13 protein-coding genes are annotated in these 17,825 nt (G+C 68.6%); 3 read left to right on the forward strand and 10 right to left on the reverse strand.

The annotated features are described in order from the left end of the window. Window positions 1-29 precede the first annotated feature (29 nt). The 3 genes from KAJ83_RS06230 to KAJ83_RS06240 all read right to left on the reverse strand — a co-directional run bounded on the left by KAJ83_RS06230 (window position 30) and on the right by KAJ83_RS06240 (window position 5,235). Window positions 30-3,689, reverse strand: coding sequence for an AAA family ATPase (locus tag KAJ83_RS06230; protein ID WP_210681161.1), 3,660 nt, complete (start codon window positions 3,687-3,689; stop codon window positions 30-32). Window positions 3,690-3,860: 171 nt separating this feature from the next. Then, window positions 3,861-4,502 carry a DsbA family protein gene (locus KAJ83_RS06235; protein WP_210681162.1) on the reverse strand — a complete coding sequence of 214 codons (642 nt, stop codon included), beginning with the start codon at window positions 4,500-4,502 and terminating at the stop codon, window positions 3,861-3,863. Window positions 4,503-4,614: 112 nt separating this feature from the next. Beyond that, window positions 4,615-5,235: a DUF721 domain-containing protein gene (locus tag KAJ83_RS06240; protein WP_210681163.1), complete on the reverse strand. Its 621-nt coding sequence runs from the start codon at window positions 5,233-5,235 to the stop codon at window positions 4,615-4,617. A 141-nt stretch (window positions 5,236-5,376) separates the two neighbouring features. Here KAJ83_RS06240 and mutY point away from each other — a divergent pair, with 141 nt between their 5' ends. Both mutY and KAJ83_RS06250 read left to right on the forward strand, forming a co-directional pair. After that, window positions 5,377-6,501: an A/G-specific adenine glycosylase gene (gene mutY / locus KAJ83_RS06245; RefSeq protein ID WP_210681164.1), complete on the forward strand. Its 1,125-nt coding sequence runs from the start codon at window positions 5,377-5,379 to the stop codon at window positions 6,499-6,501. A 29-nt stretch (window positions 6,502-6,530) separates the two neighbouring features. Next, window positions 6,531-7,844, forward strand: a complete 1,314-nt coding sequence (locus KAJ83_RS06250) for a mechanosensitive ion channel family protein (protein ID WP_210681165.1) — start codon at window positions 6,531-6,533, stop codon at window positions 7,842-7,844. Window positions 7,845-7,876: 32 nt separating this feature from the next. Here KAJ83_RS06250 and KAJ83_RS06255 read toward each other — a convergent pair whose 3' ends face one another. The 5 genes from KAJ83_RS06255 to KAJ83_RS06275 form a co-directional block, all read right to left on the reverse strand. Beyond that, window positions 7,877-8,563 (reverse strand): DUF3726 domain-containing protein, encoded by a 687-nt coding sequence (locus KAJ83_RS06255; protein ID WP_210681166.1) that lies wholly within the window; start codon window positions 8,561-8,563, stop codon window positions 7,877-7,879. Beyond that, a complete protein-coding gene (locus tag KAJ83_RS06260) occupies window positions 8,563-10,341 on the reverse strand; it encodes a hypothetical protein (protein WP_210681167.1) in 1,779 nt (592 codons plus the stop codon). Before KAJ83_RS06260 ends, KAJ83_RS06255 begins: the two co-directional genes overlap by 1 nt. A gap of 97 nt (window positions 10,342-10,438) precedes the next feature. After that, window positions 10,439-12,010, reverse strand: a complete 1,572-nt coding sequence (locus KAJ83_RS06265; RefSeq protein ID WP_210681168.1) for a BCCT family transporter — start codon at window positions 12,008-12,010, stop codon at window positions 10,439-10,441. A gap of 118 nt (window positions 12,011-12,128) precedes the next feature. Next, on the reverse strand, window positions 12,129-13,118 hold the full coding sequence (locus KAJ83_RS06270) for a membrane dipeptidase (RefSeq protein ID WP_210681169.1): 990 nt from the start codon (window positions 13,116-13,118) through the stop codon (window positions 12,129-12,131). Between the two features lie 5 nt (window positions 13,119-13,123). Next, window positions 13,124-14,578: an aldehyde dehydrogenase family protein gene (locus KAJ83_RS06275; RefSeq protein ID WP_210681170.1), complete on the reverse strand. Its 1,455-nt coding sequence runs from the start codon at window positions 14,576-14,578 to the stop codon at window positions 13,124-13,126. Window positions 14,579-14,701: 123 nt separating this feature from the next. On the opposite strand from KAJ83_RS06275, the gene KAJ83_RS06280 reads away from it, so the two are divergent. Next, window positions 14,702-15,622: a LysR family transcriptional regulator gene (locus KAJ83_RS06280; protein ID WP_210681171.1), complete on the forward strand. Its 921-nt coding sequence runs from the start codon at window positions 14,702-14,704 to the stop codon at window positions 15,620-15,622. A 6-nt stretch (window positions 15,623-15,628) separates the two neighbouring features. Here the strand turns inward: KAJ83_RS06280 and proS are convergent, their stop codons facing one another. Further along, window positions 15,629-17,122: a proline--tRNA ligase gene (proS, locus tag KAJ83_RS06285; protein WP_210681172.1), complete on the reverse strand. Its 1,494-nt coding sequence runs from the start codon at window positions 17,120-17,122 to the stop codon at window positions 15,629-15,631. Window positions 17,123-17,334: 212 nt separating this feature from the next. Further along, window positions 17,335-17,811, reverse strand: coding sequence for a DoxX family protein (locus KAJ83_RS06290; protein WP_210681173.1), 477 nt, complete (start codon window positions 17,809-17,811; stop codon window positions 17,335-17,337). Window positions 17,812-17,825 lie beyond the last annotated feature (14 nt).

Here is a 17,825-nt window from a genome sequence, read left to right on the forward strand (position 1 = left end):
CGGAGCGTCAAGTTGCCGAATGGCGGAAATCAGGCGTTTTCGCGCAAGCGGACGGCTTGGCTCAGATCGACGGAGACGAGTTGCGAGATCCCGCGTTCGGCCATGGTCACGCCGAACAGCCGGTCCACCCGCGCCATGGTCAGCCGGTGGTGGGTGACGATCAGGAAGCGGGTGGTGCCGTTATGCGCGATCTCGTCGAGCAGGGTGCAGAACCGGTCCACATTGGAATCGTCGAGCGGGGCGTCTACCTCGTCCAGCACGCAGATCGGCGCCGGGTTGGTCAGGAACACGCCGAACAGCAGCGCGAGCGCCGTCAGCGCCTGTTCTCCCCCCGACAACAGGGAAAGGATCTGCATCTTCTTGCCCGGCGGGCTCGCCATGATCTCCAGGCCCGCTTCCAGGGGGTCGTCGGATTCGGTCAGCGTCAGCTTCGCCTCGCCCCCGCCGAAGAGCCGCACGAAAAGTTCCTGAAAATGCGCGTCCACCTTCTCGAAGGCGGCCAGCAGGCGCTCCCGGCCCTCCCGGTTCAGCGCATTGATTCCCTGACGCAGGCGCGCGATGGCGGCCAGCAGGTCTTCCCGCTCGCTCGTCATGCTCTCGATCTGCTCGGCCAGTTCGCTCGCCTCCTGCTCGGCGCGCAGATTGACCGGGCCGATATTGTCGCGCTCTCGCTTCAGGCGCTCGATCTTCGCCTCGACCTGATCCAGTTCGGGCAGGGGCGCGCCGTCCTCCAGATCCGCGATGGCGAGCACCTGGTCGGGCCGAACCTCCAGTTTCTCCGAGATCTGGTCGGCGACGGCGCCGGCGGCCTGTTCGGCATTCTCGATCTCGGCTTCCCGGCGGACCCGGCGTTCGCGCGCCTCGGCCAGTTGGCTCTCGGCCTGGCGCAGCATGCGGTCGGCCTCGATCTGCTCGGCCTCGGCCGCGGCCAGTTTCTCCGCCGCCATCTTGCGCCGCGTGTCGCTTTCCGCGATTTGGGTCAACAGGCCGTCGCGCTGGCCGGCGATTTCCTCCGGCCGGGAATCGATGGCGGCGAGATCGTCGCGCGCCTGGGCACGGCGCGCTTCCAGGTCGGCCATGCGACCGCCCGCGCCTTCCGCGCGCTCGCGCCAGCCCTTCTCCTCCTGCGCGATCGCCTGCAGGCGGCGGCCGCGCACCTCGGCCTCGCGGCGCAGTTCCTCGTAGGCGCCGCGCTTCTCCACCTGGTCGGCGCGCAATTCCGCCAGCGTCGTGCGCATGGCGCTGACCCGTTCACGCGCGGCGAGGGGGTTCTCCAGCACCTTGAGCGCGCTTTCGGCGGCGGCGATGGTTTCCTCCACCTCCGCCCGGTCGGCGGTCAGGCGCGTCTCCTCCTCCGCGATCGAATCGAGGCGCGAACGCGCCGCCGCCGATTTGTTCTCCAACCCAGCCAGATGCTGACGCGCGTCGTTCAGCGCCTGGAAGGCATGGCTATAGGTGGCGCGGGCGGTCTTCGCGGCTTCCTGAGCCGATGTCTCGGCGCCCAGCGCCTCGTCCCGTGCCGTCACCATCGCCTGAATCTCCGCCTCGGCGGCGGCGCGGGCCTCCTCGGCGGCACGGTCGTTGGCGGCGCGGGCCTCGGCTGTCTCGGCCTCCGCCTTCTCGCGCTCGCGCTCCAGGGCGCGTTCGGCCTCCGTCTTCTGGGCGCGCACATCCTCCAGGCGGTTGCGCTGCTCCAGCCGCTTGGCCGCGGGGGTCTCCGTCCCCGGCCGGACGGTCAATCCGTCCCAGCGCCAGAACCCGCCGTCGCGGCTGACCAGTCGCTGGCCGGTGGTCAGCGCGGGATGCAGGCGCTCCCCCTCATCGGCGGTTTCTACGACGCCGATCTGGGTGAGACGCCGGGCCAGCGCCTCCGGCGCGCGCACATGGGCCGACAAAGGCTCCGCCCCCCTGGGCAGGGCCGGCGCGTCGGCAAGCGGTGCCAGGGTCTTCCAATGGCTCGCCGCCGCCTCGTCCAGCGCGGCCTCCAGATCCTCGCCCAGCGCGACGCCGAGCGCCGCCTCGAACCCGCCATCGACGGAGACACGATCGATCGCCGGGGGGAAATTGTCGTCCTCGTCCCGCTCGACCAGCCGGGCGAGGGTCCTTTCCTCCGTCGCCAGCGCGTTGAAGGCCTTGTCCGCCGCCTGCACGCGCTCGCGCGCGGCGCGCTCGGTTTCCTCCAGGCTCTTGCGGGCCTCGGCGATCGCGGTCTCGATCCGCTGCCGGCTGGCGCGCTCGGCCTCGGCCACCTCGTCGCGCAGGCGGCTTGCTTCCGCGCTCCTGGCGGTGGCATCGGCATCCGCGCGTTCCGACGCGCCCTCGGCCTCCGCCAGCGCGGTTTCCGCCGCCTCGGCCTTGGCGCGGGCGCCGTCGATATCGCCGGCGCCCGCGATATCCGATTCTAGCTCCCCGCGCTCCGCCGTCAGCGCCTCGCGCCGGGCGGCGATCCGGTCGAGGCGCTGACGCCCTTCCTCGATCCGCCGGGTCAGGCTGTCGCGCTGGGCCTCGACGCCGGCGACATGCTCGGTCAGTTCCTCGAGTTCCGCTTCCTTTTCCGAAACGGCGGCGTCCGCCTTCTCGCGCGCGGCGCGGGCGGCCTCGCCCGCCTCCTTCTCGCCGGCGCGGGCGGCCTCGATCTCCTTCGCCTCGGCGGAAAGACGCTCGACCGCGGATTCCGCGTCGGATTTCAGCGTCCCCTCGCGCTCGATATCGGCGGCGAGTTGCTCCAGGCGCGTGGCGAGTTCCTGTTTCTGCGCGATCAGGCGGTTCTCCTCCTGATCGAGCTCCCGCTCCGCCAGCGTCAGGCGCTGAAGGTCCGCCGCCGCCTCGGCCTCGGCCTTGCGTAGTTCGGGCAGGGCGGTTTGCGCGTCGGCCTGGCGCCGGGAGGCGCTGGCGGCGGCGGCCGTGCGCTCGTGAACCGCGTTCTCCGCCTCGGCCATGCGGGCCTTGGCGCTGTCCACGCCTTCCTGCGCGGCGGTCCATTTGAGGTGCAGGAAGACGGCCTCCTGCTGGCGCAATTGCTCGGAAATGCGGCGATAGCGGTTGGCCTGCCGGGCCTGGCGTTGCAGGCCGCTCGACTGGCTTTCCAGCGCGCCGATCACGTCCTCCAGCCGCTCCAGATTGCTTTCCGCCGCGCGTAGGCGCAGTTCCGCCTCGTGTCGGCGGGAATGCAGGCCCCGGATACCGGCGGCCTCCTCCAGCAGGGTGCGCCGTTCGGTCGGTTTCGCGCCGATCAGCGCGCCGACGCGGCCCTGGCTGACGATCGCGGTGGAATTGGCGCCGGAGGCGAGGTCGGCGAACAGGAGCTGCACGTCGCGCGCACGCACCTCCTTGCCGTTGATCCGGTAGGTCGAGCCCTGGCCACGATCGATGCGGCGGGTGATCTCGATCTCGTCGACATCGTTATAGGCCGAGGGGGCAAGCCGGGAGGCGTTGTCGAGGACGATCGCCACCTCGGCCGAATTGCGCTGGGCGCGGTTGGAGGACCCGCCGAAGATGACGTCGTCCATCTCCCCGCCGCGCATGCGCTTGGCGGAGGTCTCGCCCATCACCCAGCGCAGGGATTCGATGACGTTGGACTTGCCGCAGCCATTGGGACCGACGACTCCGGTTATGCCCGGCTCGATCAGGAGCTCGGTCTGGTCCACGAAGGACTTGAAGCCGTGCAGTCGGATCTTCTTGAAGTCCACCGCGTCGATCCGTCCTCAACCGTCACCGTTTGGGCGTCATAATCCGGGTCGATCCCGGCCCGGTCCCTGGGGCCGGGCCGTCGATTCCCATTCGTTCGCGTTCACTGAGTCCCGATTCTTAATACCCCGCAAGCCATGCGGCCGGATAGGGCCCCGGCCAAGGGCGATTCGTCAGCCGAGCGCGCTGTCGATCGCCTCGGCGAAGGTCTCGAAGGGCTGGGCGCCGACGATCTTCGTCTCCCCGATCAGGAAGGTGGGGGTGGAATTGATGTCGTTCATCTCGGCGGCCTCGTTGCGCGCGTCGCGGATGGCGTTGAACAGCGCCTCGTTCTCGAAGCAGGCCTGAAGCGTTTCCTGGCTCATACCCGCGAAGCGCCCGACCTGGGAGAGCGCGTCCAGCACATTCTCGGACCGCGCCCAATCCTGTTGCTTGTCGAACAGGGTGGAGATGATCGGGAAATAGCGCTCCTTCGGCGCGCAGCGCGCCATCATGGAGCCGGCCGCCGCCGCGCCGTCGAGCGGGAACTCGTGCATCACCAGCTTCGCCTTGCCCGGATCGATATAGGCTTCCTTCACCTGGGGTAGGGTGTCGTCGTGGAATTCCTTGCAATGCGGACAGGTGAGGGAGGCGTATTCATGGATCGTCACCGGCGCGTCCGGATCGCCCATCACGCGCTGTGCCATCATCTCCTCGATGCTGGGCAGGTCCGCCAGGGCGCGGCCCGTTCCCAGGAACGGCACGGCGGCAAGGCCGGCGGCCGCGACGGCGAGGCCATGGAAACGGCGGCGGGTGATGGTCGGCGAAGCGGTCATGACGGGTCGTCTCCTCGAATCGTCGCGGTAATCGGCGGATCATTCAGCATCGGGGCCGGAGTATAGGTAGGCGCGCGGCCCCGAACAACAGGCGCCTGGGGCTCTTCCCAGCCTATTCCTGGTCCGGCTTTGTGGCGGTATCGCGGCGCAGGACGGCGCGTCCGAGGCGGTGCAGACGCTCGCGCAGTTCCGGGTCCTCGATATGGGCGAGGCGCGCGTCGAGGCTTTCCGTCTCCGTCGCGTTCAATGGCCTTTGCGGCGGTTTCGGGGCCTTGCGCGGCCCGTCCGCGCCGGGGCGGCGGATGGGCGCCTGGATCAGCTTCAGCCGCGCGACCGCGTTATAGCCGAAATAGCCGTTGATCCGCTCGATCACCTGCGGCTCCAGATGCATCAGTTCGGTGGCCAGCGGGCCGTCCACGCGGATGGTGAGCGTGCCGCGATCGCGCTCCCCCCGGGCGAAGCGAAGCTGTTCCGGCTGCGATTGGCGGGCGAGATCGGGGCCGACGATGCGGGCCCAGTCGGTCACGATCTTGGCGGTGGTGAAGCCGCGCTTGCCGATCGCCTGGCGGGTAAGGCCGGGGACGAGCGCGGCGATGGACCGCATGCCGCCCCGGCGCTGGGCGTCGCGCTTATCCCCGCCCTTACCGTTGCCCTTACCGCTAACCTTGCTGCTGGGCGCCGTTTTCCCCTTAAGCTTGGCTGCGTTGGCGTCTTTATCGGGCGTGTCGTCCATGACCGCTCCAATTCCGGCACCGTCCGAACGGAGAAGGGGCGCCCCTCTCGACCCGCCCGCGCCGGACACTATAGTGGAGCGGCATAGTCACATGTCCCCACCCGCCGAGAAAGACCGGGACCGAACCTGGACAGGACGGAAATGGCCCGACCCGCGACGAAAGCGGAAATCGCCGCCGAGGCGGCGCATGATCTGACGCTCGCCGGCGGCGCGGCGGCCGGGGATATCGCGCCCCGGTTGCTCGACTGGTACGACCGGCACCGGCGGCGCCTGCCCTGGCGCGCCGAACCGGGAGAGGCGACCGACCCCTATATCGTCTGGCTTTCCGAGATCATGCTGCAGCAGACGACGGTCGCGACCGTCGGGGACTACTTCGCGCGCTTCACCGCGCGCTGGCCGACGGTGGAAGCGCTGGCGGTGGCCGATCTGGACGATGTGCTGACGGAGTGGGCGGGGCTCGGCTATTACGCCCGCGCGCGCAATCTGCATGCCTGCGCCCGCATGGTGTCGGCGGAGCATGGCGGGCGATTTCCCGATACGGAGGAGGGGCTGCGCGCCCTGCCGGGCATCGGCGCCTATACGGCCGCGGCGATCGCCGCCATCGCCTTCGGCCGGCGCGCGGTGGTGATGGACGGCAATATCGAACGGGTGACCGCGCGCCTTTTCGCCGTGGAGACGCCGTTGCCGGCGGCGAAGCCGGTGCTTCACGCGCTGACCGACCGGATAACGCCGGCCCGCCGCGCGGGCGATTTCGCGCAGGCGATGATGGATCTGGGCGCCACCATCTGCGTGCCCCGGAGCCCGCGCTGCATGCTCTGTCCGCTCTCCGCCCCGTGCGCGGGGCAGGGGATCGCGGCGCGCCTGCCGGCCAAGGCGCCGAAGAAGGCGAAACCGACCCGCCGCGCCGTCGCCTTCTGGATCGAACGGCCGGACGGCGCCGTCCTGATCCGCCGCCGGCCGGAGAGCGGATTGCTGGGCGGCATGATGGAGGTGCCGTCGAGCGAATGGCGCGCGGACGAGTCGCCGGCGATCGCGCAAGCCTTGACCGAGGCGCCGATCCCGGTTGAAAGCGCGCATCCGGTCGGCACCGTGCGCCATACCTTCACCCATTTCCATCTGGAACTGGCGGTGGCGCGCGTCGCGGTACCGGACGACGCGGCCGCGCCGGAGGCTTGCCGCTGGGTCATGCCGGACGGGTTGGGCGGCCTTGCCTTGCCGACGGTAATGCGCAAGGTGGCGGAGCGCGCGCTGGGCGCCACGCCATAGACGATAACGACCAAGATCAAGGACAGCCCATGGCCGAGGATCAACCGACGATCACCCAACCGCTGGAGCGGATTGCCCAGATCGATAATCTGCGGGAGTTCTGGGGCCTGACGGTCGATGTCTGGCAACATGGGGTGTTCGGTATAGACCTCGGCAAGATCCTGATCGCCATCGGGATTTTCGTGATCTTCATGGCGATCCGGCGGCTCTTCACCTGGGCGGTGCTGAACCGGCTCGAAAACTATGCCCGGCGCAGCGACACCGCCGTCGATGACCGGGCGGTCGCCGCCTTGCGCCCACCGGTACGATTCGTGCCGATCGTGATGGGCGTCTTCTTCGCCTTCAGCTATCTCGATCTGGACGGCAAGGTCGCGCAGTTCTCGAACAATATCGTCCGCTCGCTCATCATCTTCACGCTGTTCTGGGCCTTCTTCCGGCTGGTGACGCCGCTTTCCTTCCTGCTCGGCCGGGTCGAGCGGATCTTCACCAGCGCCATGGTCGAATGGCTGGTGAAGGCGATCAAGGTGCTGGTCGCCTTCCTGGGGGCGGCGACGATTCTGGAGGTCTGGGGAATCGAGATCGGGCCGATCCTGGCCGGCCTCGGCCTCTTCGGCGTGGCGGTCGCGCTGGGCGCGCAGGACCTGTTCAAGAATCTGATCGCCGGAATCCTGATCCTGATGGAGAAACGTTTCTCCATCGGCGAATGGGTCAAGGTGGACGGCATCGTGGAGGGGATCGTGGAATCGATCGGGTTCCGCTCCACCTTCATCCGGCGGTTCGATCAGGCGCCGGTCTATGTGCCGAACGCGCATCTGTCCGACAGCGCCATCACCAATTTCAGCCGCATGACCTATCGCCGGATTTTCTGGCTGATCGGGCTGGAATATCGCACGGACAGCCAGACGCTCGCCCGCATCCGCGACCGGCTGGAGAAATATATCCTGGACGGGCAGGAATTCGTCGGCCCCGACGACGCGCCGACCTTCGTGCGGTTGGATTCCTTCAACGCCAGTTCGATCGACCTGATGCTCTATTGCTTCACCAAGACCACGATCTGGGGCGAGTGGCTGGAGATCAAGGAGAAGCTGGCCTTCGAGATCAAGCATATCGTCGAGGAGGAGGGCGCCTCCTTCGCCTTCCCCAGCACCTCGCTCTATGTCGAGAAACTGCCCGAGGACCGGCCAGAAACCTACACCCCGCCGGAGGAGGGCGGCGACCCGTCGCAAGGCGGCAAGACCGCGGCCAGGGGCGGGAAGACACCCGATCCCTCCGTCCATCAATCCAAGGCGAGGCGCGGCTCTACCTCCGAGGAGGCGGCGGAGGACGAAGGCGAGGGCGAATAGACGTCCCTCCAGCCTTTCAACTGCCGCGCCCCTCAATCGTTGTCGCTTAGTCCCGCCCCGGCGCCGGAGAGGCGGGAGCCGTCGCTGGCCGGCACATAGGTGCGGTGGGCGAGGCGTTCGGCGCGCGCCCATACGCGGCGATCCACCGCGACCCCGCGCGCGATACGGGGTGTCGCCCTCTCGGAACGGGTGCCGCCGTCCGTCGCGGGACGGATGAGGATGTCGGCCTCCCCCGGCAGGCGGGGCAGGGGCCCGGTCGGCCCGTCCGGGGAAAGTTGGGTAATTGCCGGGTCTCCCCCTGGCGCGCCGCATGTCATTTCGAAGCGCCGCCCTTCCTCCGCCGCCGCGCGGGCGATGAAGGGGAGGAGCAGAAGCGGCGTCCGAACTATGTGGAGACGGATCGAGGCATCCGCCCGCCGCAGATCGAAGGCGAAATCGACGAGGGCCGTGCCGGCCGCGACGGGGCAGAGCGCGCCGCCCGCCGCCTGCCATAGACGCGCGCCGTCCGCGCCGGTCGTCTCGTGCGGGCGCAGCGTCTCATGCGCGCGGCCGTCGCGCCATTCCAGCAGGTCGACCAGGGCGGCGAGCCCCGGCTGGTCGTGCAGCGCCAGCCAGCGGGCGGCCTTGCCCGCCTCCTCCGCCAGCCCCCAGCTCATCCCGGCGCCGCGCGCGGCCTTGCGCGCCACCGCCTCGATCTCGTTCAGCGACGCGGCCAGCATCAGATGTCCTCCGCGCCATCCAGGGGCGGATAGGCCCAGTCGTCGGCCGGCATGTCGGCCAACTCCTCCGGATAGGGGGCGTTCTGATACATCGTGATGCGGACCCACCGGTCGGATCGCGGATCGAAGCGCGTGGCGCCGAAGAAGCTTAACTTGCAGCGCAGCAGATCGATCGGCAGCAGCGCATCGGCGACCAGATTGTCCCTGATCTCCGCGTACGGGTGGTCGGCCAGGATTTGGACGCGGCGCGCGACATGGCGGTGTTCCGGCCGTTCGATCAGGAACCGGGCCAGCGGCTCCTCCGGTGGCCAGACGGAAAGATCGCGGTCGAGCGCCGCGACATCCCGCCCGACGGCCAGCGGTTGCTCCAACTCGGCCCCCGGCTCCTGCCGGCGTCGGCCGAGGCGGGGTTCCAGCTTCTCCTCCGAGACATACCAGAAATGATCCTGGGCTCCCGGCGCCGCGTAATCGATGGAAAGCGCCCAGTCGTAATGCATCGCGATCAGATCGCGCATCGCGCCGCAGGACAGTGCGCCGTCGATGCGGAAGCCGATCGTCTCGTCCGCCGCCATGCGCGTCGTCAGATCGTCCACCAGGGGGCCGTGCGGCTCGATCACCAAGCTCGCCAGCATCTCCTGCCCTTCCAGGGTGAAGCTGTCCTCGCCACGCCGGATCAACGCGTCCCAGGGATAGGCGCCATCGAGGAGACCGCCTTCGTCGAGCCATTCGGCCAGCCGGGCGAGGTCGGCGGCGAGGTCGGCGGTCCGGGCCGCCTGCCGCTCATCCCCGGTACGCCAGTCGGCGACGCCGGCGCGTGCGCGCCGGACGATGTCGTGGAAGGCCGTCTTCGCCCCGTCCTCCGCCCGGGGCAGGGCGCGCACGCGGGCCAGCGCCTCCTCCCGCGCGGCGATCCAGCGATGCAGCAATTGCGGATGGGTCACCAGGAACGGCGCCATGCCGAGGCCGGTGGAATTGCCGACCCCGAGGCGCCGCCGCAGCGCGGGGTCGAGACGCGCGGCGCGTCCCGGCGCGCCGTCGACCCGGCGATCGTTCTGATCGCGGGCCTGGGCCAAATGCTCCGCCAGATCGACGGTGAAGGCGCGGATCAGATAAACGGCCAGCATCTCCGCCCGGAAGGGACCGGCGAGTTCGGGCCGGTCGCAGACCCGCTCCCGGTCGGCCAGGCCGAACTTGCCGTTGCCGTAGACCGCCGTCGTGCGCATCAGATAGCCGACGGCCTCGATCTCCGCGCGGTCGGGTTGGCGCCCCTCCGCCAGCCGGCCGACCACATGGTCGAAAAGCCGCACCGACCGGTTCGCGCGGGAAAGGACGAGTTCCCGGTCGCTGACGCGGCCGGCCTCCTGGCGCGGAACGTTGGCTTCCAGGCGCGCGATGTCGGCCGCCGTCGGGGCCCCGTCGAACAGCGCGAAGGTCGCGTCCCACGCCTCCGCGATGACCCGGTCGGACCGGCTCTCGGGCGGCAGGTCGTGGGAGAAACAGACGAGGCTGTAGGCCCGCCCGTCCACCCGCACGCGATAGACGGCATGGCCGAAGCCCTCCGCGTCGATGGCCCAGACGGGCCGGTCGAAGCGCCAGGCATCCCGCTTCATCCGCCGCATCAGCGCGCGCATGAAGCTGAGCCGCGATTGATGGAAGGCACCCAACCGCGCCAGCCGCATCACCTGGACGGGCGGGCGCGGACCGGAGGGCACGTGGCCGGTGGGGGCGCCGTCCGGCGCCTCCGCCCGGGGAAGGGGGGCTCGATCACCTGTCGTCATCCAACCCTCTCGCATGATGGCCGGGGTCGCGCGGCCTGGGCGGAACCATGGTTCCCCACGCCGCGCGGCCCCGGCAACCTCGATTACGACGTCCCGGTCATTCGGCCGCCGTGGCCGCCGCCTCGCGCCGCTGCCGGCCGAGGGCGAGCACGATCCGCGCCGGGTCCCAGATGCTGGGCAACAGTACCAGCGAGACCGGCACCGCCGTCACCACGATGAAGCTTTGCAGCTTCGAGATGCCGCCGGAGCCGAGCGAGATCAGGATCAGCGCCATCGCGCCCATGGCCACGCCCCAGAAGACGCGGACCGGGGTGGAGGAGCGATCCTCGTCCGACATCGCGACCGAGATGACATAGGTCATGGAATCGCCCGTGGTCGCCACGAAGATCGTGGTCAATGCCAGGAACAGCACCGAGACCAGGAAGCCGAGCGGCAGGTTCTGGGTGATCGCCAGCAGCGCGGCGGGCAGGTTGAAGCCTTCGAACGCGGTCGCGACCACGCCCGGTTCCGCCAGTTCGAAGGCGATGCCGGAGCCGCCCACGATGCTGAACCAGAAATTGGTCACCAACGGCGCGATGATGGACAGCATGATGATGATCGCGCGTACCGAGCGCCCGCGCGATACCCGCGCGATGAACATCGCCATCATCGGCCCATAGCCCAGGAACCAGCCCCAGAAGAACACGGTCCACCAGCCGAGCCAGCCCGGATCGCCGAACAGCCCCGCATCGCCCCGGAACAACGCCATGGAGAAGAAGTTGGTCGCGTAGGTGCCGAGCCCGCCGAAGAACGCCTCCAGGATGAAGACGGTCGGCCCCGCGATCAGGATGAAGGCCAGTAGGATGAAGGCCAGGATCACGTTGACCCGGCTCAGGAACTGGATGCCGCGCGACAGGCCCGTGACGGCGGAGATGGTGTAGAGCGCGACCAGACCCGCGACAACCACCGCCTGCGTGCCGAACCCGTCGGGGATGCCGAACAGCGTCTCCAGCCCATAGGAGACCTGGAGGCCCAGGAAACCGATCGGCCCGACGGTGCCGGCGACCACCGCGATGATGCAGGACGCGTCGGCGATCCAGCCGATCGGCCCCTCGATCGCATGGCGTCCGAAGATCGGGTAGAGCAGCGTGCGCGGCGCCAGCGGCAGGCCCTTGTCATAGTGGTAATGCATCAGCATCACGGTCGTGAGCGATCCCAGGATCGCCCAGGCCAGGAAGCCCCAATGCATGAAGCTTTGCGCCATGGCGGGATAGGCGGCCTCGGGCGTGCTGGATTCCACGCCGAAGAGCGGGGGCGAGGAGAGGAAGTGCGCCATCGGCTCCCCCGCCGCCCAGAACACGCCGCCGCCGGCCAGCAGCGTGCACATGATCATCGCGGCCCATTGGAAGAGCGTGAATTCCGGCGTCTCCCGTCCGCCGAGCCGCGCCTTGGCGCCCGGCAGGAAGCAGATCACGAGGCCGATCAGGAAGGTCGCCAGCAGCAGCACCTGCCAATAGAGGCCGAAGAACCGCGCCGACCATCCGAAAGCGGTATCGACCATGCCGCTCAACAGATCCAGATCGATCAGGGCCGTCAGGCAGAACACCAGGATGAACCCGCCCGTGATCGCGAATAACGGTTTGTTGATATGGCCGAGGTCCGCGCCCCCGCCTTGCTTGTCGTCCGACATCCCCCATTACTCCCAGTTTCGCGCCCGCGCCGTTCGCGGACGTCCTTGCTTGGGCGCCGCCGGGGTTCCGGCGGGCGCCTCTCGATTCACTCGGTCCCGCTCGGGACCCGCGCGGCCGTCACGGCGCGGCGGGACGAAAACTCTTCTCGAAGAAGGCGAGCCAGTTGCCCCCCATGATCCGGGCGACGTCCTCGGCCGAGAAACCGGCGGCGCGCAGCCCCTTCTCCACGGTCGGAAAATCGCGATTGTCGCGGAACCAGTCCGGCTGCCTCGGAAAGCCGGGATTGGCTTTCGATCCCTCCCCGAGATCGACGCCCTTGGTCCAGCGGCCGGAGCGCATCCAATCGACCACGCTGTCCGGCTGATCCTGGACGAGGTCGCTGCCGATGCCGATATGCTCCATGCCCATCAGCTCGGCCGTGCGCGCGACCATGTCGCAGAAGCCGGAGAGCGTGCAGGCGCCGCCGTCCCTCAGATGATGGGGATAGAGCGAGAAGCCGAGCATCCCGCCCGACTGCCCCAGCGCGCGCAGCACGTCGTCCGACTTGTTGCGCAACGCCGCGTGCCAGGAGAGCGGGTTGGCGTGGGTGATGGCGATCGGGCGCGTCGAAAGCTCGATCGCCTCCAATGTCGACCGTTCGGCCGAATGCGACATGTCGACGACGAGGCCGACCCGGTTCATCTCCCGGATCACCTCGCGCCCCATGCGGGTGATGCCGGGGTCCTCCGCCTCGTAGCAGCCGGTCGCCAGCAGCGATTGATTGTTATAGCTGAGCTGCATGAAGCGCGCGCCCAGCCGGTGCAGGATCTCGACCAGACCGATGTCGTCCTCCATCGGGCTGCAATTCTGGAAGCCGAAGAAGATCGCCGTGCGGCCGGTTTTCCGGGCGATATCGACATCTTCCGCCCAATAGCCCGGCATGATCAGGTCGGCGTGACGCTCGAACCGGCGGTTCCATTCCTCGAACCGGGTCACGGTCTCGCGGAACAGCTCGTGATAGGCGATGGTGACATGGACCGCGTCGACCCCGCCCTTGCGCATCTGGCGGAAGATCTTCTCCGACCAGTTGGCATATTGCAGGCAGTCGATGCGGATCGGCCGGGCCATGGCGGTCACTCCGGCGTGCCGGCCGCGATATAGGCCGTCTTGACGGTGGTATAGAATTCCTTGGCATAGCGGCCCTGTTCGCGCGGGCCGAAGGAACTGTCGCCGCGCCCGCCGAAGGGCACGTGATAATCCGTGCCCGCCGTCGGCAGGTTGACCATGACGCAGCCCGTGCGCGCGTTGCGCCGGAAATGATTGGCCCGGGCGAGCGAGCGCGTGACGATCCCCGATGTCAGGCCGAAGCGCGTGTCGTTGGCGACCGTCAGCGCCTCCTCGTAGGAGCCGACCTTGATCACGCAGGCGATGGGCGCGAACATCTCCTCCCGGTTGATGCGCATGGCGTTGGTCGTGCCGGCATAGAGCGCCGGGGCCTGGTAATAGCCGTCCTGGGGAAGGGAGAGCCGTTCCCCGCCGCACAGATGCTCCGCGCCTTCCTCCTCGGCCAGCGCGACATAGGCGAGATTGGCCTCCAACTGCGCCGCGCTGACGACGGGGCCGATCTGCGTGCCGTCCGCCAGCGCATGGCCGACCTTGAGCGCGCGGACCGCGGCCGCCGTCTTCTCCACGAAGGCGTCATGCACGCCCTCATGCACGATCAGGCGCGAGGAGGCGGTGCATTTCTGGCCCGTGCCGCCATAGGCGCCGCCGACCGCGATCGATACGGCGAGGTCGAGATCCGCGTCGTCCATCACGACCAGCGGGTTCTTGGAGCCCATCTCCATCTGCAGCTTGGTGCGGTTGACGGCGGCGGCGGCCGCGATGGTCCGGCCGACCTCGACCGAGCCGGTGAAGCTGATCGCGTCCACCCCGTCGCTTTCCACCAGCGTCTGGCCGACGGAGCCGCCGGGCCCCATCACCAGATTGAAGGTCCCCGTCGGCAGCTTCGCCTGGCGCGAGACGATATCGGCCAACGCCCAGGCGCTCGCCGGGGTCTGGTTCGCGGGCTTCCACAAGACCGCGTTGCCGAAGGCCAGGGCCGGGGCAATCTTCCAAACCGCCGTCGCCATCGGGAAGTTCCAGGGGCTGATGATCGCGACGGTGCCGACCGGCTCGCGCCGCACGTCGATCTCGACGCCCGGGCGGACGCTATCCGTCGTATCGCCGATCTGGCGCAGCACCTCGGCGGCGTAATAGGTGAAGAACTGACCGGCGCGATAGACCTCGCCCTTGCCTTCGGCCAGTGGCTTGCCCTCCTCGCGGGAGAGCTGGCGGCCCAGTTCCTCGGCGCGCGCCTTCAATTCCTCCCCGATCGCCATCAGGGTGGCGTAGCGATCCTCCAATCCCGTGGCGGCCCAGGTCGGTTGGGCGGCGCGCGCGGCCTCGATCGCGCGACGGGTCTGGCCGGCATCCGCCTGGGCGAACTGGCCCAGGCTGTCGCTCAGATCGGAGGGGTTGCGGTTATCGACCGTGTCCGCGCCCGCGATCCATTCGCCCGCGATATAGTTCCGAAACTGCTCCGCCATCGTTTCCTTCGCCTCTGCATCGATCATTACCGTCGCGTGACGGGCAGAGTGCGGAGTCGGCGAGTTTTCAGTCAAACGCGAAAAAATTCATGAAATTTCAGAAAATCTGAATATTCTGTGATCATGAGCCTGTCCCTGAATGCCCTTCGCGCCTTCGCGGTCACCGCCGATACCGGGTCGGTGACGCGGGCGGCGGAGATTCTGCATCGCACGCCCTCGGCCGTCTCCATGACCCTGAAGCAGTTGGAGGCGGAGATCGGTCCCCCCCTGTTCGAGGGGGAGCGGAAGGGCACCCTGACCCCGACCGGCCATGCGGTGTTGGCGGAGGCGCGGGCCGCGCTCGACCGGTTCGACCGGGCGGAGGCCGCGATTCGCGCCCATGCGGCCGGGGCTGCGGGGCGTCTGGTGCTTTCCGCGACACCGTCGGCGACGACGCATCTTCTGCCGGAGGCGCTGGTCGCCTTCCGCGCGCGCTTTCCGGACGTGGAGATCGATCTGCACGACGCCGACAGTGCCCGCGTGGCGGAGGAACTGCTGGCCGGGACGGTGGAACTCGGCATCGCCAGCGCGCCGACGACGGCGCAGGGCCTCGCCTTTCAACCGCTCTACCGCGACGCGCTCGGCCTTGTCTGCCGGGCCGACGACCCGCTGGCCGCCATGACCGGGCCGATCGGGTGGGCGCATCTGACCGGCCGCACGGTCATGGCCCATGCATTGAGCCCCTCGACCCCGCTCCCCTCGGCGGGTGGCGCGACGTCCCACGGCGACGAGGGGGCGGTGACCGCGCGTACGGTGACGGCGGCGCTGGCCCTGGTCCGCGCCGGGCTGGGCGTTACCATCCTGCCGCGCCTGACGGTGCCGGGGGCGGATGGCGATCTCGCCTTCGTGGAGATGGACGGCGCGTCCGCGCCGCCCCGCACCGTCGGCCTGCTGACGCGGAAGGGAGAGAGCCTGTCGGCGCCCGCGCGCATGTTCCTGGAGACGCTCGGCCCCTGTCTCGACCGCTTGGCCGGGCGCCTGGGCGGAACGTTCGAGCGTCTATAGACGCTCTTAATAAGCCTTGGCCAGGATCACGTCCGTGGTCGCGTCCTTGCCGGTCAGGACGCATTTGCCGGCGGTGCCCGATTGCTCATGGGGGATGCAGCGGATGGTGACGCCGAACTCGTCCAGGCCGCCTTCGCTGCCCGGGTCCCCGCACCATTTCGCGCGTACGAAGCCGGTCTTGTTCTCGCCCGCGAAATGCGCCTTCAGATCCGCGAAATCGGTGATGTCGTCGCGGCTCTGGGCCTTGCGGAAGGCATTCGCCTGATCGAACAGGGCCTGGTCGATCTCCCCCAGATAGGCGGCGGCCTGGGCCACGAGGTCTTCCTGCTTGGGGAAGCTCTTCTCGTTCGGCGCGAGGTCGCGGCGGAAGAGGGCAAGGGTGCCGTTCTCAAGATCGCGCGGGCCGATCTCGCAGATGATCGGCACGCCCTTCTTGATCCAGGCCCAACGCTTGTTGGCGGCGCTGTCCTCGCGGGTGTCGACGAAGGCGCGCACCGGCTCGCCGGCGAAGCGTTGCTGGCCGAGCTGACCGGCCAGCTTCTGGCAGGCTTCCATCACGGGGCCGCGCGCGCTCTCGTCGCGGATGATCGGCAGGATCACGATCTGATGCGGGGCGATGATCGGCGGCAGGCGCAGCCCGTCATCGTCGGAATGGGTCATGATCAGACCGCCGACGAGACGGGTGGAGGCCCCCCAGCTCGTGGTGTGCACCAGCTTCTGCTGCCCGGTCTCGTCCTGGAAGGCGATATTGGCGGCCTTGGCGAAATTCTGGCCGAGATAGTGCGAGGTGCCGGCCTGAAGCGCGCGGCCGTCCTGCATCATTGCCTCGATCGTATGGGTCTCGACCGCGCCGGGGAACCGCTCGCCGGGGGATTTCTCACCCGGAATCAGCGGGATGCGCATCATGTCCTCGACCACCTGGCGATAGACCTCAAGCATGGTCTTGGTCTCGTCCATCGCGTCCTCGGCCGTGGCGTGCGCCGTATGCCCCTCCTGCCAGAGGAATTCGGAGGTCCGCAGGAACAGGCGCGGGCGCATCTCCCAGCGCACCACGTTCGCCCATTGGTTCAGCTTCAGCGGCAGGTCGCGGTAGCTCTCGATCCAGCGGGCGAAGGCCTCCCCGATCATGGTCTCGGAAGTGGGACGCACGACCAGCGGCTCCTCCAGCGGGGCGGCGGGCTTCAACTGCCCTTCCTCCATCACCAGCCGGTGGTGGGTGACGACCGCCATCTCCTTGGCGAAGCCCTCGACATGGCTCGCTTCCTTCTGGATCAGGCTAAGCGGGATGAAGAGCGGGAAATAGCAGTTGTCGTGCCCCGTCTCCTGAATGCGGTTGTCCAGCAGGCGCTGGATGCGTTCCCAGATCTTATAGCCCCAGGGCTTGATGACCATGCAGCCGCGCACGCCGGAATGTTCGGCCATGTCGGCGGCCTTGATGACCTCCTGGTACCAATTCGCGAAATTCTCCGCTCGCGTCACCGGCAGCGCGTTCTTGGCCATATCGAAACGGGTCCTCGTCCCAAGCTGAAGCGTTCAAATCCGGCCGGATGAATGCGCGAGCGGGCACGGCTTTGCAAGCCCGCTCATGGTCGGGGCCTGGGTCGGGGCCTGGGTTGGAGCCTGGGATCGGGCGCCGGGACGGAAAAGGGGCCGGGACGATCGCCCGGCCCCTTGCCGACATTGGAACGCGGCGCCGCGCGCCGTGCGGTCGGTCAGAATTCCCGCCCGATGGCGCGGTCGAGACTGAAGCGCCCACCGCCGCGAACGGCGAAGAACAGAGCGGCGATCATCCACATCAGCGGATATTCATAGCCGCCATTGGTCCACAGGAACCCGTTGGCCGCGTGGAACAGAACCGCGTTCGCCATGAAGACGGCGACCGCGACCGCGACCGGCCGCGTCAACAGGCCGAGCACCAGGGCGATACCGCCCACGAGTTCGACCAGCCCGACCAGGAGCGCCAGGAGATAGGCGGGTTCGAACCCGACGCTGGCGAAGAAATCGGCCGTGCCCTGGAGCCCGCCGCCCAGCAGCTTGCCATAGCCGTGCGGAATCAACAGCGCGCCGACGGTGATCCGCAGCACCGGCTCCGCATAGGGGGTAAGCGCATCCGTGATCGGCGCCGCGAAGGCCAGCAGACGCTTCGGGGGAACAGACGGGGACGCGGTCTTATCGGTCATGTCGCTCATCAAACGCCTCCTCC

This window comes from Marivibrio halodurans, from assembly GCF_017963645.1.
Lineage (GTDB): Bacteria > Pseudomonadota > Alphaproteobacteria > UBA8366 > Aestuariispiraceae > Marivibrio > Marivibrio halodurans.

Coding starts and splice junctions, on each gene's coding strand:
- KAJ83_RS06280 (WP_210681171.1), top strand. CDS start 14,702: ATGAGCCTGTCCCTGAATGCCCTTCGCGCCTTCGCGGTCACCGCCGAT.
- KAJ83_RS06250 (WP_210681165.1), top strand. CDS start 6,531: ATGGCCGAGGATCAACCGACGATCACCCAACCGCTGGAGCGGATTGCC.
- KAJ83_RS06290 (WP_210681173.1), bottom strand. CDS start 17,811: ATGAGCGACATGACCGATAAGACCGCGTCCCCGTCTGTTCCCCCGAAG.
- mutY (WP_210681164.1), top strand. CDS start 5,377: ATGGCCCGACCCGCGACGAAAGCGGAAATCGCCGCCGAGGCGGCGCAT.
- KAJ83_RS06265 (WP_210681168.1), bottom strand. CDS start 12,010: ATGTCGGACGACAAGCAAGGCGGGGGCGCGGACCTCGGCCATATCAAC.
- KAJ83_RS06235 (WP_210681162.1), bottom strand. CDS start 4,502: ATGACCGCTTCGCCGACCATCACCCGCCGCCGTTTCCATGGCCTCGCC.
- KAJ83_RS06260 (WP_210681167.1), bottom strand. CDS start 10,341: ATGACGACAGGTGATCGAGCCCCCCTTCCCCGGGCGGAGGCGCCGGAC.
- KAJ83_RS06255 (WP_210681166.1), bottom strand. CDS start 8,563: ATGCTGGCCGCGTCGCTGAACGAGATCGAGGCGGTGGCGCGCAAGGCC.
- KAJ83_RS06240 (WP_210681163.1), bottom strand. CDS start 5,235: ATGGACGACACGCCCGATAAAGACGCCAACGCAGCCAAGCTTAAGGGG.
- KAJ83_RS06275 (WP_210681170.1), bottom strand. CDS start 14,578: ATGGCGGAGCAGTTTCGGAACTATATCGCGGGCGAATGGATCGCGGGC.
- proS (WP_210681172.1), bottom strand. CDS start 17,122: ATGGCCAAGAACGCGCTGCCGGTGACGCGAGCGGAGAATTTCGCGAAT.
- KAJ83_RS06270 (WP_210681169.1), bottom strand. CDS start 13,118: ATGGCCCGGCCGATCCGCATCGACTGCCTGCAATATGCCAACTGGTCG.